Genomic DNA, 14433 nt, shown 5'->3' with positions numbered 1-14433 from the left:
ATCGCGCACATCGTGCGCTCCTACACGGGTTTTGGTGCGTTGTAGGAGCGCACGATGTGCGCGATACGGGATGCCCGAGGCGTACGGCCGCGCAGCGGCTCAATAAACATCCCGCCGATAACGCCCCTCGGCCACCAGGTCATCCACGGCATCCTCACCCAGGATGCCGCGCAGCGCCGCATCGACGCCGGATGCCATGCCGACGACGGAGCCGCACACGTAGAGGGTTGCGCCGCGCGCCATCCATGCGATGAGCTCGTCGCTGGCGGCCAGCAGCTTGTGCTGGACATACACGCGTTCGGCCTGGTCGCGGGAGAAGGCGAGGTCGATCCGGGCCAGGTGCCCCTCCGCTTGCCACGCGTCCAGCTCGTCCGCGAACAGGTGGTCGTGCCGGCGCGTACGTTCGCCGTAGATCAGCCAGTGACCGTGCGAGCCTTCTGCCTTCGCTTCGCGCAGCAGGCTGCGCAGACCGGCGATGCCCGTGCCGTTGCCGATCAGGATCATCGGCGCGGCGGGCACGTGGCGGTGGAAGTTGTCGTTGTGGCGTACGCGGGCCTTGATGGGCTGGCCGGCTGGGGCGTGGACGCACAGCCACCCGGAACCGAGGCCGTGGCCTCCGTCCGGCGCCGTGGTCAGGCGGACGACAAGCTCGACGGTGCCGTCGGCGGCGATCGACGCGATGGAATACTCGCGGATCGGCGGTGGCTCGTGGGCGGGGGGATGTGCCGGGTCATCGAGCAGCATGGGTTGCGCGTGTGCCACGGGTAGCGACGGTGCCTGGAGCGGTGCAGGCCCATGCCCGGGATGAACCTCGAGGATATCGCCGGCCCGCCAGTGCGCACCGGCGGGCGGCAGGAGGCTCACCTTCCATACCTCGCCGGCGGCCGAGCCGGGATTGAGCCGTGTCCGCCCGCCGAGTACCCAGTCCTGCATGGCGGGCGTCTCCACCCGTGGCGCGCTGATGGGACGGCCGGTCACGCTGGCGAGGTGGTGTTGCCAGGTAGCCAGGGCCTGCGGATCGGCACGGTCCACGTCCACCGTGGGGAAAAGGGCCGTGGCGCCGATGTTCGCAAGCCAGGTTTCCACGCGACGCGCAAAGCCGCAGAACTGCGCGTACTGCCGATCGCCGAGCGCGAGCACCGCATAGGCCAGGTCGGGCAGGTGGCTGGCGCGGGTGAGCGTCTTTCGCTCGAAGGCACGCGCCGCGTCCGGCGCCTCACCCTCGCCGAAGGTGCTGAGGACGAACAGGGCGTGGCGGGCGTCCGCGAGCATGCCGCTGTCCACGCGAGCCACCGGATGCACCTGTACCGGCAGGCCCGCCGCCTGCAGTTGTCCGGCGGTACGCCAGGCCAGCTGTTCGGCGAAGCCGCTCTGGCTGGCGAAGGCGATCAGCCACGGACGTCCATCAGCGAGGTCGGGATGGGCGACGGGTGAAAGTTGCAGGCGCGACGCGCGCGCTTCCCGTTTCTTCCGCCGTCGATCCAGGTAAAGCATCCAGCCCGTCACGAAGAACAGCGACATGCCGCCCGCCGAAACCATGACGACCACGCGGCCGGGCAGGCCGAAGAAGCTGCCGGAGTGCAGCGCGAAGACGCTCGCCAGCATCTTGCGGCCCGCAGGCATGTCCGCGTATCTCTCCTGCGAGAGCACGGCGCCCGTGGCCGGGTCCAGCGCCAGGCTGTCGTAGGCGCGGTCATGCGGGCCTTCGCCCACCTGCACGCGCGCACTCGCTGACTGGCCCGGTTTCCCGGGCAGACGCAGGTCCAGGTAGCCGCTGTCGAGCCCGGGCACGGCCTGTGACAGGCCGGCCTGCAGGCGTGCGAGGTCGAGCGTGCCGAAGCGCTGCTTCGGTGCGCCGGCCGCCCGCTCGGGGGTGCCCCCCAGCAGGCTGGTCACGGCGGTGCGGTACCAACCGTACGACCACCACAGGCCGGTCAGGGCGATCATGAGATACACCGCCATCACCCAGGTGCCGACAACCGAGTGCAGGCTCCAGAGGAAGCTGCGGCCGTCGCGACGCCACGCTACGGCGAACCAGGTGCGCAGGCTCCACCAGCGCCGTGGCCAGCGCATGTAAAGGCCCGAGAGGCAGAAGAACACCAGCGTGACGGCGCATGCGCCGGTGACCGCGCGGCCGGTGTCGCCCGCGGCCAGTCGCCGGTGCAGGTTCTCCACGAACGCGAAGAACGGCTCGCCCTTCAGTTCCGCCAGCCGTTGTCCCGTGTACGGATCGAAGTACCGCCAGTGCTTCCGGCCGCCTTCGTAACGGGCCATCGAGACGCGCACGCCTGTGGCGTCCACGCGCAGGCGTTGCAACGCTCCTGTCTCGCCTTCGCCTGTGCGGGCCACGATCTCGGTGAGGGGCAGCGCGTGCTCGCCGGCTTCGTGACGATGGACGACCTGCTCGAGCGACGGATTCATGCTCAGCAGGATCTCGTCCTGGAAGGCCAGCGTCGCACCGGTGATGCCCATGATCGCGAGCACCGTGCCGGCCGTGATGCCCAGGAACCAGTGGAGCTGGAAGAGCACGTTTTTCAACATCGGGTCAGAAATCCAGGCTGTAACCGACGGTGAGGGTGCGGCCCCGTCCCGCGAAGTAGCGGGCCGGTTCGACCAGGGCGCTCTGGGAGTAATAGGTGATGTATTGGCGGTCGAACAGGTTGGCCACGCCGAGGTTCAGGCTGCCGCGGGGCAGGGCATAGTCCACGCCCAGGTCGAACAGCGCGTAGCCGCTGAAATCCTTGGCGGCTTCATCGAAATGCCGGTCGAACGCGTACTGGCCCTGGACGAAGGTCGACAGCTGGGGCGTCCACTGTGCCGACCAGGTGGCGATGACCCGGTTCGGCGCGATGTTGAGGCCATCCAGGCGTGCGTCCAGGCGTCCGTCGCCGTCGCTGTCGTACCGGCCACGCGTCCAGGCATACGACACGCCCAAACGATGCGTGTCGTCGACGCGATAGCGCAGCGCGGCATCGAGGCCCTCGATGGCGGTCTTCTCGCGCGCCATCTGGAAGGCGCCGTCCACGGCGATCACGCGCGTGCCGTAGGCCGAACGTGACTGGAACACGCTGACATCGGCTTCCCAGTCGTGCGTGCGCAGGCGCGCACCGAGCTCGGTGTTGCGGGTGAGCACCGGTTGCAGCGCGCGCAGGTCGGCCACCGAGGTGCCGACGGTGTTGATCGAGCGCAGCACGCGGCCCACATCGGGCATGCCGAAGCCTTCGGCGTAGCTGGTGTACACGTTGAACGTGTCGCTTGGTGCGTAGACCAGCCCCGCGTTGAACAGGTTCTGCTTGAACGACAGCGAGCCGCCCTGCACGTTCACGCGGTTGTAGCGGTAGAGGGTCCGGTAGCTGTCGATGCGCAGCCGGGAGTCCTCATGGCGCCACCCGCCCTGCAGGGTCAGTGCGGGAAGGAGTTTCACATCGGCCTGGACGAATCCCGCGAGGCTGCGGAACGAGGATTCCGGAACATACGTGCGCCCGGTGCCGTACAGGTCCTGCTTGCCGCTGTCCCACAGCGTGTCGATGCCGGCGGTCAGCTTCAGGTGGTCGTCGAACAGGTCGTCCCGACCCAGGCTGGTCTTCGATCCCCATTTCGACGCCACGGAGCGCGACTGGTCGTACAGCGTGCCTACCGGCGCGATGCGTGGATCCTGGAAGGTCGACGAGTTGTCGGCGCCGAACAGGCCTTCGAATCGCTGGTTGAAGACCATGGCCTTCAGTTCCATGCCGGCCAGGTCGTGATGGGTGTAGCTGAGTCCGGTCGTCCAGACGTCGTTCCACGGCGGCGTGCCTGGCGGGGTGCCGCGCGCGGACGTCGTGGGAACGCCGGCGTCGCGATCGCCCGGCACCGTGACGTACTCGGCCTTGGACTTGATGCGGTAGCGGTTGGTGCTGAATTGCAGTTCCTGGTTGTCGTCGATCCAGTAACCGAGCTTCGCGTGCAGGTCGTAGGCGCGCGTGGCCATGAGGTCGCCTTGCGTCACGTCGGTGCCGATGGCCTTGCCGTTGCCGTCGCGCCACAAGCCCTGGTCCTCGTACCCGGCACCCAGCAGGTAATCCCAGCGACCGCGGTTGCCGCTGATGCGGTAGTCCGCGCGGTAACCGGCCGTTTCGCTGTTGGCGCCGCTTGTCGGGAGGGTCGTCTGCACGCCCAGGTGCTGGTTCACGGCGCCGGGTTCCGGACGACGTGTGATCAGGTTGATCGTGCCGCCCGTGGCACCCAGGCCGTTCATGGCGTTCGCACCCTGGATCACCTCGATGCGCTCCACCATCGCGTAATCGATGGTGTGTGCTTCGCGACCGGTAGGGCGCAGCGGGTTGGACTGCGGAATGCCGTCGACGAGGATCAGTGGCGTCCGTCCCCGCAAGGTCTCGCCACTGCCGTTCATCTTGCCGCGGCTCGGGGTGTACGAAGGAATCAGGTTCGACAGCACATCGGAGGTGTTGCTGCTGAGCCGCAGTTGTTGTTCGATGGCTTCGCGGTCGATCACCACGACGGTCTGCGGTGCCGTGTGGGCGTCCTGGTCGGTGCGGGAGGCGGTGACCACGACCTTGTCGAGCGTCTGCGGCGGGCGGGCGTCGTCGGCCAGGGCGAGCGACGGGACGAGAAACGGGGCGGCAGCGAGCAGCCGGGAAGAAAGGGGCACCAGAGGTCCTCACGAGAGGGGAGGGCGTGGCGATCTGGCTGGCCCGGATGAACCGCAGATTATTGCGACCGCACATCGATACGTCAACGCGCGTCGTCATACCAACGTAGGGTGGCATTGCCCGTCAACCTGCCTAAGATGCGATCCGGGGCACGACGATTTTCACAGGCAGGGGGACATCACATGGCGGCAGGCTTGCTGGCACGGGAACGCACGATCGCGGGTCCGGGATTCAATCGCTGGCTGGTGCCCCCCGCGGCACTGGCCATTCACCTGTGCATCGGCATGGCCTACGGTTTTTCCGTGTTCTGGCTGCCGATGACGAAGCTGGTACCCGGCGCCGACGCCGCCCTGTGCGCGAGCCAGGGTTTCCTCGACCAGCTGACCACGACCACCTGCAACTGGACGGTGCCTTCGGTCAACCACATCTTCGAGACCTTCATCGCCATGCTCGGCCTGGCGGCGGCGATCTGGGGCGGCTGGCTGGAACATGCCGGCCCGCGCAAGGCGGGCTTCATCGCCGCATGCTGCTGGGGCGGTGGCCTGGTGCTGGGCGGCATCGGCGTCGCCATCCACCAGCTGTGGCTGGTCTACCTCGGCTGTGGCCTGCTCGGCGGTGTCGGGCAGGGGCTCGGCTACATCACGCCGGTATCGACGTTGATCAAGTGGTTTCCGGACCGGCGCGGACTGGCCACCGGCTTCGCCATCATGGGCTACGGCGGCGGCGCGATGATCGGTGCGCCTGTCGCAGTCAAGCTGATGGACGTGTTCCGGGACGGGGACATCGCCGGTGTGTCGCGGACGCTCATCGTCATGGGCGTGCTGTATTTCGTGGTGATGTCGCTGGGTGCCTTCGGTTTCCGCGTGACCCCCAGCGGGTGGAAACCGGTCGGTTACCAGCCGGTCGCAACGAAGGCCGCGATGATTTCGCAGGGTCACGTCCATCTCGATCACGCGTGGAAGACGCCGCAGTTCTGGCTGATCTGGGGCGTGCTGTGCATGAACGTCACCGCCGGCATCGGCGTGCTGTCCATGGCCAGCCCGATGCTGCAGGACGTGTTCGGTGGTCGCCTGCTCGGCGTCGGATCGGACGTCGCGCTCAGCACGGCACAGAAGGCCTCGATCGCCGCCGCCGCGGCCGGTCTGGTCGGCCTGATCAGCCTGTTCAACTCGCTGGGCCGACTGGCCTGGGCCTCGGCATCGGACATCCTTGGCCGCAGGACCACCTACACCGTGTTCTTCCTGCTCGGTATCGCCCTGTACTGCCTGCTGCCGAGCCTGGGTCACATGGGGCTGGCGGCGCTGTTCGTGCTGACCGTCTGCCTGATCCTTTCGATGTACGGTGGTGGATTCGCCACGGTGCCCGCGTACCTGGCGGACATCTTCGGCACGCAGATGGTCGGTGCCATCCACGGGCGCCTGCTGACCGCGTGGTCGGTGGCGGGCGTCGCCGGTCCGGTGCTGATCGCCGGCATCCGCGAGGCCCAGCTGGGCGCGGGCGTGGCAAAGAACCTGGTCTACGACCGCACGCTGTACCTGCTGGCGGGCCTGTTGCTGGTCGGGCTGGTCTGCAACCTGCTGGTGCGCCCCGTCGATCCGCGCCTGCACATGACGGACGCCGAGCTGCAACGCGAACGCGCCTTGCAGCACGAAGTCCACACCACCGACGCGAGCGTATCGGCGGCCGCGCGTGGCCCCTTCGGCATGACGGGCGTGCTCGCCTGGCTGGCGGTCGGTATTCCGTTCCTGATCGGCGTGTGGATCGCCCTGCAGAAAGCCGCGGCCCTGCTGTAACGCAGGGACAGGGCGATGCATACCGGCCAGTTGGCCTACTTCAACCCGAAAGCCCTTGCGGATATGATCCGCCCACGGCGCCTCGAGGGGAGGCACGACATCGGCCAGGGGTACGGCCTCTGCGCCCAAGGGACGAAGATGGGCACTGTAGTGGACTGGCTGGCGCGCGTCGGGGGCGATGCGTCGCTGAGGTACGCGTCGGCGGAATCGCTGGCGAAGGCCCTGGGGGATCACGTTATCGAGGATGCCGTTCGCGCGCCCCTGGTGGCACGCGACGCGGAAGCCTTGCGGGCGGTCATGGGCGGGCAGGGCATCTGGTTTTCCAGCCAGATGCCGGTGCACCCCGATCACGAGGACGACCGGCCGCTCGATGACGAGGACGACGAGGACGACGACGAGGGTGAAGGCAAACCTCGTCGTTCCCCTCTGGTCCATCCCGCCCCGTTGTCCTGACCCGGTGCGCGCGTTCGGCCAGCGCTGGATCGCGGCCCTGTTCGTACTCGGCATGGCTGCCACCGCGGCGTGCGCAGCGGCGTCCGCTGCGGGGGCAGGCCAGGCAGCGACCACCGCCACCGGCGCGGGCGAAGCGATATCGCCGGCCGCTGTCGACGCCACGCTGCGCGAAGCCGACGCGCTGAAGATCACCGACTTCGCCCGTTATTCGCGGCTGGTCGACGCCATGACGCCGATGGAGCCGCGGCTGGATACCGACCAGCGCGCCATGCTCCATTTCCTGCGCGGGTGGCGCGCCACCTGGCTGGGCGATTACGACACCGGCCGCGGCGAGCTGGAAAAGGTCATCGATCCCTCGGTGAACTCGGTGCTGCGCGTGCGGGCACTCGCCACCCTGATCAATCTTCTCGGCGTCGGGCACCGCTACCAGGAAGCCTTCCAGCGGCTGGCCGAACTGCAGGAGCTGCTGCCTTCCGTGCGTGATCGCAAGGCGCGTTTCCAGGCACTGGGCGAAGCGTCTCAGCTGCTCAGCACGGCGGGCCAGTTCGACCAGGCCGAGGCGTATGCCCGCGAGATGATGGCGCAGCCGCCACCGGGCGAGACGATCTGCAAGGGCGCCCAGCACCTGTTGCGGGCGCGACGCGAAGCCAATCGGCTGTCGTCCATCGAGCCGGTGTTCGAGCAGGCCATCGAGACCTGCATGGCCCGGCACGAGGACGTCTTCGCCGAAAGCATGCGCGCGGATATCGCGGCGTTCTATCTCGACCACGGCCGCGCCGCCGATGCGGTGGCGCTGCTGATCGCGCATCGCGACAACCTGCGCGCGCTGGATTACCCGCAGTTGCTGAGCGAGTTCGATGCGTACCTGGCCCGCGCCTATCTTGCCCTGGGCGATCTGGCCAATGCGCGGCGTTTCGGTCTGCTGGCGGTCGCCGGGGCCATCCGCGACGAGTTCACCGATCCGCGGCGCACGGGTTACCTGGTGCTGTACCAGGTCGAGGAGCGGCTGGGGCACGCGCCGCAGGCGCTGGCGTACCACGAGCAGTACATGGCGGCGGACAAGGCCTATCTGGACGACATCGGCGCCCGCAGCCTGGCCTTCCAGATCGTGGACCAGCAGCTGCTGGCCCGCAAGGCGGAAGTCGACACACTGAACAAGCAGAACGAGATCCTCCGCCTGAGCGGCGCGCTGGACCGCAAGCAGGTCGAGACCGGCCGCTTGTATATCTTCATTCTCGGACTAGCCCTGGTGGCCATCGTCTGGCTGCTGCTGTGGCTGCGGCGTTCGCAGCTACGCTTCATGAAGCTGGCGCGCCGCGACGGGCTCACCGGCATCTGCAACCGCGAGCACTTCGTCGAGCAGGCCGAGCGCGTGCTGGCTTACGGCGCGCGGTCCGATCGCGGGCTGTGCCTGATCCTGTTCGACCTGGACCACTTCAAGAACGTCAACGACACCTTCGGCCACGCCGTGGGCGACGAGGTGCTCAAGCGCGCCGTGAACGTGTGCCGTCGCTCGTTGCACGCGTGCGACGTGTTCGGGCGGCTGGGGGGCGAGGAGTTCGCCGTGTTGCTGCCGGACTGCAGCCCGGCCCAGGCCCGCGCCCGTGCCGAACAGCTGCGCCTGTCCATCGCCGCCACCTCGGCCACGCCATCGCACCCGGAACTGCATGTCACCGCCAGCTTCGGCGTAGGCAGCACGCTGCAATGCGGCTACGAACTGCACCGCCTGCTGGTGGTTGCCGACGCCGCCCTTTACCGCGCCAAGCGCGCCGGCCGCAACGGCGTCTTCATGGGCGACACCGGCGACATTCCCGATTCGCCGTATCTCACCGAGTCTGGGGCGTAAGCCGGGTAGGGGGCGTAAATCGCCCACATCGTGGGCTCCTATAGGGGTGCCGCGATTCCGGCAGGTGTATTAGATCGCCCACATCGTGGGCTCCTACAGAAGCGCGGCGATCCCGGCCCGTGGCGATTCCGAAACGTGACGATTCCGAAACGTGACGATTCCGGCAGGTGTAGGAGCGCACGCATGTGCGCGAACCCTCACCGCGACAAAAACGACCGATGCCTTACCCCCAACGGCGCGCGAGGGTGTAACGGACAAAAAAAAGACCGCTTTCGCGGTCTTTTTTCTGAACCCGTCGCAGCCGATTAGCGCTGACGAGCCTTGAAACGGGGGTTGCTCTTGCAGATCACGAACACTTTGCCGCGACGGCGTACGACTTTGCAGTCACGGTGACGCGACTTCGCGGACTTCAAAGAGGAAAGCACCTTCACGGCCAGCTCCTGAAACTTTAAGGACAAGGAAAAACGGAATTGTAGCCATCCGCCTCCCGTTACGCAAGCGCTGGGAAAGATTCGCTTTTCAGGCAAGACCGAGCTTGACGCGCGCCTGGCGGACCGTACGCAGGAAACTGTCCAGCACGGGCGAGGTATTGTCCACGCGCGAGGCCACCGCAAGCAACAGGTAGGCTTCCGGATCGTCCACGCGGACGAAAGCGACACCGTCCAGGTGCACCGCCCGTAGCGAGGCGGGCACCAGGGCGAGGCCCAGGCCCGCGGCTACCAGCGGCAGCAGGGACGGGATCTGCTGGGCCTCCTGGCGGATATTGGGACGGAAGCGTGCCTTGTCGGCCAGCAGGCTGAGCCGGTCGATCAGGGTCGCGGCGTGCGCCCTCGGCGGGGCTACCCACCGCTCCGTGGCCAGTTCCTCCATGCGTACCGCGTCCCGCCGGGCGAGGCGATGATCGACGGGCAGGGCGATCACCAGTGGCTCGTGGTCGATCGTCTCGACGTTCAGCTGGCGCGCGTTAGCCACGCCTTCGGGGGGCGCGCGCAGCAGGCCGACGTCGATCTGTCCGCTGAGCAGCGCATCGTATTGCGCGCCGGTCAGCATCTCGCCGAGGTGCAGGCTGACGTTGGGCGCCTCATGGGAAAACCGCAGCAGGGTCTCGGGCAGGGCGGGGTGGAAGGAGACGGAAACGGCATAGGCCAGCTTCAGCTGGCCCGTGAACCCTGCGGCCGCCTCGCTGACCACGGTACGCGCGCTTTCGGCACGGGCCAGGATCGCCTTGGCCTCGATGAGGAACAGCCGCCCCGGCTCGGTCAGCGCCACACGCCGCCGATTCCGGTCGAGCAGGCGAACGCCCAGGTCCGCCTCCAGCGACTGGATCTGCTGCGACAGCGGCGGCTGCGAGATATGCAGTCGTTGCGCGGCCTGGGTGAAGCTGAGGGTTTCGGCCACTTCGACGAAGTAGCGCAATTGCCGAAGATCGAACATAGTCGCATTTCGTATAAGTGATCGCTGAAATATATATTGGCGAGAATTTCCTAGGAAATCTATGCTTCGCCTCGACCTGCCACCAACCCTCCCCCTGGGTCGGCAGGTCCCTCGCCCCGCAGCGACGCTAACTACCGGTATCTGGCCTACCTCCCCCCCCGAGGCCCATACCGAGGCGTTTGCTCCGGGGCGACTTTATTTCCGGTGTCCGGTCATTGTGCGCACGGCGGAATCGCGCACATCGTGCGCTCCTACGGCGGGAACGCGACGACGTGACAACCTGGTGTGTGTAGGAGCGCACGCACGTGCGCGATCCCCCTCACCGCCCATCACGCCTCACGGCCCGTCAGCCGGCCCGTGCAAAATCGCAGGCGGTGCTGGCGCGCAGGTGCGCCTCGTCCACGTTCGGGGCCATCTCGATCAGCACCAGGCCCTGGGGCGTGACATCGAACACGGCCAGGTCGGTGATGATGCGGTCGACCACGCCCTTGCCGGTGAGGGGCAGGCTGCATTCGGTCAGGATCTTCGGCGTGCCGTCCTTCGCGGTGTGCTCCATGACCACGACCACGCGCTTGACGCCGGCCACGAGGTCCATCGCGCCGCCCATGCCCTTGACCATCTTGCCGGGCACCATCCAGTTGGCGATGTCGCCGCTGGCGGTGACCTGCATGGCGCCGAGGATGGAAATGTCCACGTGGCCGCCGCGGATCATGGCGAAGGAATCGGCGCTGGAGAAGAACGACGCGCCTTGGCGGGCGGTGACGGTCTGCTTGCCGGCGTTGATGAGGTCGGCGTCCACTTCGTCCTCGGTGGGGAAGGGGCCGATGCCGAGCAGGCCGTTCTCGGACTGCAGCCACACGTCCACGCCCTCGGGCAGGTGGTTGGCCACGAGTGTGGGCAAGCCGATGCCGAGGTTGACGTAATCGCCGTCGGAGAGTTCCAGGGCGGCGCGTTGCGCCATCTGTTCGCGGGTCCAGGCCATGGTGTTCTCCTCAGGCGCGCACGGTGCGCTGTTCGATGCGCTTGGACGGCGCGGGATTGTGCACGATGCGATCGACGTAGATGCCGGGCGTGTGGATCTGGTCCGGGTCCAGCTCGCCCACCTCGACCATGATCTCCACCTCGGCGACGCACACCTTGCCCGCCGTGGCGGCCATCGGATTGAAGTTGCGCGCGGTCTTGCGATAGACCAGGTTGCCCGAGGGGTCGGCCTTCCACGCCTTGACCAGGGCCACGTCGGCCACGATGGATCGCTCCATCACGTACATGTGGCCGTCGAACTCGCGGGTTTCCTTGCCCTCGGCGACCTGCGTGCCGTAACCGGTGCGGGTGAAGAAGGCGGGGATGCCCGCGCCGCCGGCGCGCAGCTTCTCGGCCAGCGTGCCCTGCGGCGTGAAATCGACCTCCAGCTCGCCGGCGAGGTACTGGCGCTCGAATTCCTTGTTCTCGCCCACGTAGGACGAGACCATCTTGCGGATCTGGCGGGTTTCCAACAGCAGGCCCAGGCCGACGCCGTCGATGCCCGCGTTGTTGGACACGGCGGTGAGGCCCTTGACCCCGGAATCGCGCAGCGCCTGGATCAGCAGTTCGGGGATGCCGCAGAGCCCGAAGCCCCCCACGGCGATGATCTGTCCATCGGCCACGAGGCCGGCCAGCGCCTCGTCGGCGGTGGCGACGCGTTTGTCGCGGGAAGGCGACTTCACCTGGTTCATGCGTGTCCAGTCCATCCGGTCGGACCCGCCGCCGGTTCGCCGGCCATCATAGCCGAGGGCCGCCCGGGGATGCCGCAACGGCGCGTAAGGCTGGCGCTTTGTGTGAGGCTCCCTTTAGAGTTAGCGAAATAGGCGAACACCAGGGGTCGGTGTATCGTGCCGCGTCCAACGAGGGAGTACGTTGTTCCATGCTCAAAAGTCCCCTGATCGGCGCCACGGCGCTCGCGGTCGCACTTGCCGGATGCCAGTCGCTGCCGCAACCGCGTGACGATGGATCGTTGCAGCGCGAAGCCATGGCCGGTACGGAACTGCCTGCCCCCCGGCCGCGCATCGCCCCGTCGACCAACCCTTCCTCGTCGGCGACCACCCAGCCGCAGATCACCACCGGCACCGGCCAGTTCGTCCGCCCCGTGGGCCTGGCCAAGCCCCGGCCGGTCGCGGCGGGCACCGGCACGGTGACCTTCAATTTCGAGAACCAGCCGGTCGAGGCGGTGGTCAAGGCCATCCTGGGCGACCTGCTGCACGAGAACTACTCGATCACCCCGGGCGTGCAGGGCAACGTGTCCTTCTCGACCTCGCAGCCGGTGACGGCCGAGCAGGCCCTGCCGATCCTGGAAACGCTGCTGTCCTGGACCAACAACGCGCTGGTGCACAGCAACGGCCGCTACGTGGTGGTGCCTGCGAAGGACGCCGTGGCGGGAAACCTCGTCCCCAGCCTGGGCGCCAATGCGCCGGCCGGCGGCCTGCAGGCGCGGCTGTTCCCGCTGCACTACATCTCGGCCACCGAGATGCAGAAGCTGATCAAGCCGTTCGCGCGGCCGGACGCCACGTTGCTGGCCGATCCGACGCGCAATGTCATCGTCATGGCCGGCACGCCTTCCGAGCTGGACAACTACCAGCGCACCGTGGCCACGTTCGACGTGGACTGGCTGCGTGGCATGTCGGTGGGCGTGTTCAGCCTGCAACGCGCGGAGGTCAAGGACCTCACGCCCATGCTCGACAAGCTGTTCGGCGACAAGGGCAATACGCCCATGGCCGGCCTGCTGCGCTTCATCCCGATCGAACGCACCAACTCGCTGGTGGTGATCAGCCCGCAGCCGGCGTACCTCGAGGAAGTCCGCAGCTGGATCGACCGTATCGACCACGGCGGCGGTAACGAGCCGCAGCTGTACGTCTACGACGTGCGCAACGTGCAGGCCTCCGACCTGGCCGATTACCTCTCCGACATCTACGGCGGCGGCTCCGGTGGCGGCGGTTCGAGCGACCGCGGCGGCAAGGTGGGCCCCGGCCTGTCGTCCGGCTCGCTGGGCGGCGGCGATAACGACCTGGGCAACCGCGGCGGCTCGGGCCTGGGCAGCAACACCGGCTCGTTCGGCAACAGCTCGGGTTCGTCGTCGGGCTCGTCGGGCCTGATCAATACCACCGGCGGCCTGGGCGGCGGCTCGTACGGATCGAATGGCGGCTCCAGTTTCGGCGGCGGCAGTTCGATGGGCTCGGGTGGCGGCAGCGGCCTCGGCGACGACGACAACACCTCGTCGCGCCGCCAGCGCAACGGACCGATCACCACGGACGAAGGCGTGCGCATCACCTCGGTGGATTCGAACAACCAGCTGATGGTCCGTTGCCGTCCGGCCCAGTGGGCCGAGATCGAGCAGGCGATCAAGCGCCTGGACGCCGTGCCGCTGCAGGTGCAGATCGAGACGCGCATCCTCGAGGTGGCGCTGACCGGCGAGTTCCAGTTCGGCGTGCAGTGGTACCTGGAAGGCCTGGTCGGGTCGACCAACGGCCAGCCCACGCAGCCCGGCAACAAGCAGCAGTGGGCGCTGGGCAACGGTGGCGCCAGCTACGGCGGCGAGAGTTTCTTCTACTCTTTCGTCAACAACAATATCTCCGTGGCACTTCGTGCGATGGAAACCAGCGGCAACACCAAGACGCTGTCCGCGCCGTCGCTGGTGGTGCTGAACAACCAGAAGGCGCATATCCAGGTCGGCGACCAGATTCCCATCACGCAGACCTATATCAACACCAACGCCAACTCCGATAACACCATCGGCCAGCTGGAATACAAGGACACCGGTGTGATCCTCAACGTGCGTCCGCGCGTGAATCCCGGTGGCCTGGTGTACCTCAACATCAACCAGGTGGTGAGCGCGCCCGGCCAGAAGGACACCGCCACGGGCAACTTCCCGATCCAGCAGCGCGAGGTGGCCACCCAGGTGGCCGTACAGAGCGGGCAGACGGTGTTGCTGGGTGGCCTGATCAAGCAGGACGAGGGCGTGACCGACACCGGCATTCCCGGCCTGAATCGCATTCCCGTCTTCGGCCGTCTGTTTGGCTCCACCACGCGCAGCCGCAACCGCACCGAGCTGATCGTGCTGATCACGCCGCGCGTCATCACCAATGGCGACGAAGCCAAGCAGGTGACGGACGAATACCAGCGCAAGTTCGAATCGCTGCGCCCGTATCGGGGTGATACGCCCACGTCGGGAACGACCCGGACCGGTAACGGCGAGCCGACGGTGACCGTGCCTCTGCATCCGTAA

General features: G+C 67.4%; 10 protein-coding genes. 4 read left to right on the top strand and 6 right to left on the bottom strand.

Annotated features, from left to right (window positions below):
• Window positions 1-99: 99 nt before the first annotated feature.
• Window positions 100-2541, bottom strand: coding sequence for a sulfite reductase flavoprotein subunit alpha (locus tag QRN34_RS04190; RefSeq protein WP_285402280.1), 2442 nt, complete (start codon window positions 2539-2541; stop codon window positions 100-102).
• 4 nt (window positions 2542-2545) lie between these two features.
• Entirely contained in the window at window positions 2546-4651 is a 2106-nt protein-coding gene (locus QRN34_RS04185; protein ID WP_285402278.1) for a TonB-dependent receptor, read from the bottom strand.
• 183 nt (window positions 4652-4834) lie between these two features.
• Here QRN34_RS04185 and QRN34_RS04180 point away from each other — a divergent pair, with 183 nt between their 5' ends.
• The 3 genes from QRN34_RS04180 to QRN34_RS04170 are packed head-to-tail and all read left to right on the top strand — an operon-like array spanning window position 4835 to window position 8744.
• Complete coding sequence (locus QRN34_RS04180) at window positions 4835-6445, top strand: OFA family MFS transporter (protein WP_285402277.1); 1611 nt, start codon at window positions 4835-4837, stop codon at window positions 6443-6445.
• A 15-nt stretch (window positions 6446-6460) separates the two neighbouring features.
• Complete coding sequence (locus tag QRN34_RS04175; protein ID WP_285402276.1) at window positions 6461-6898, top strand: hypothetical protein; 438 nt, start codon at window positions 6461-6463, stop codon at window positions 6896-6898.
• On the top strand, window positions 6846-8744 hold the full coding sequence (locus QRN34_RS04170) for a GGDEF domain-containing protein (protein ID WP_285402275.1): 1899 nt from the start codon (window positions 6846-6848) through the stop codon (window positions 8742-8744). The genes QRN34_RS04175 and QRN34_RS04170 overlap by 53 nt, the downstream gene beginning before the upstream one ends.
• Before the next feature lie 305 nt (window positions 8745-9049).
• Here the strand turns inward: QRN34_RS04170 and ykgO are convergent, their stop codons facing one another.
• From ykgO to QRN34_RS04150, 4 genes are all read right to left on the bottom strand, one after another.
• Window positions 9050-9175 carry a type B 50S ribosomal protein L36 gene (gene ykgO / locus QRN34_RS04165; protein ID WP_029213509.1) on the bottom strand — a complete coding sequence of 42 codons (126 nt, stop codon included), beginning with the start codon at window positions 9173-9175 and terminating at the stop codon, window positions 9050-9052.
• 88 nt (window positions 9176-9263) lie between these two features.
• Entirely contained in the window at window positions 9264-10178 is a 915-nt protein-coding gene (locus tag QRN34_RS04160; RefSeq protein WP_285402271.1) for a LysR family transcriptional regulator, read from the bottom strand.
• A 346-nt stretch (window positions 10179-10524) separates the two neighbouring features.
• Complete coding sequence (locus QRN34_RS04155) at window positions 10525-11160, bottom strand: 3-oxoacid CoA-transferase subunit B (protein WP_285402269.1); 636 nt, start codon at window positions 11158-11160, stop codon at window positions 10525-10527.
• 10 nt (window positions 11161-11170) lie between these two features.
• A complete protein-coding gene (locus QRN34_RS04150; protein WP_036142040.1) occupies window positions 11171-11890 on the bottom strand; it encodes a CoA transferase subunit A in 720 nt (239 codons plus the stop codon).
• Between the two features lie 188 nt (window positions 11891-12078).
• Here QRN34_RS04150 and gspD point away from each other — a divergent pair, with 188 nt between their 5' ends.
• The gene (gene gspD, locus QRN34_RS04145) at window positions 12079-14433 is read left to right on the top strand and encodes a type II secretion system secretin GspD (RefSeq protein ID WP_285402266.1); all 2355 of its coding nucleotides are present in this window, start codon (window positions 12079-12081) and stop codon (window positions 14431-14433) included.

It is taken from the genome of Luteibacter sp. ME-Dv--P-043b (genome assembly GCF_030209605.1).
In the GTDB taxonomy this organism is placed as follows: Bacteria; Pseudomonadota; Gammaproteobacteria; order Xanthomonadales; family Rhodanobacteraceae; genus Luteibacter.
Note: the sequence above shows the minus strand (reverse complement) of the source record. Positions and strands in the feature narration are given on the sequence as shown.

What these genes read in the sequence shown, in the direction of transcription:
- QRN34_RS04190 (WP_285402280.1), bottom strand. Translation starts at nt 2,541, where the DNA reads ATGTTGAAAAACGTGCTCTTCCAGCTCCACTGGTTCCTGGGCATCACG.
- QRN34_RS04180 (WP_285402277.1), top strand. Translation starts at nt 4,835, where the DNA reads ATGGCGGCAGGCTTGCTGGCACGGGAACGCACGATCGCGGGTCCGGGA.
- QRN34_RS04175 (WP_285402276.1), top strand. Translation starts at nt 6,461, where the DNA reads ATGCATACCGGCCAGTTGGCCTACTTCAACCCGAAAGCCCTTGCGGAT.
- QRN34_RS04160 (WP_285402271.1), bottom strand. Translation starts at nt 10,178, where the DNA reads ATGTTCGATCTTCGGCAATTGCGCTACTTCGTCGAAGTGGCCGAAACC.
- QRN34_RS04155 (WP_285402269.1), bottom strand. Translation starts at nt 11,160, where the DNA reads ATGGCCTGGACCCGCGAACAGATGGCGCAACGCGCCGCCCTGGAACTC.
- QRN34_RS04150 (WP_036142040.1), bottom strand. Translation starts at nt 11,890, where the DNA reads ATGAACCAGGTGAAGTCGCCTTCCCGCGACAAACGCGTCGCCACCGCC.
- gspD (WP_285402266.1), top strand. Translation starts at nt 12,079, where the DNA reads ATGCTCAAAAGTCCCCTGATCGGCGCCACGGCGCTCGCGGTCGCACTT.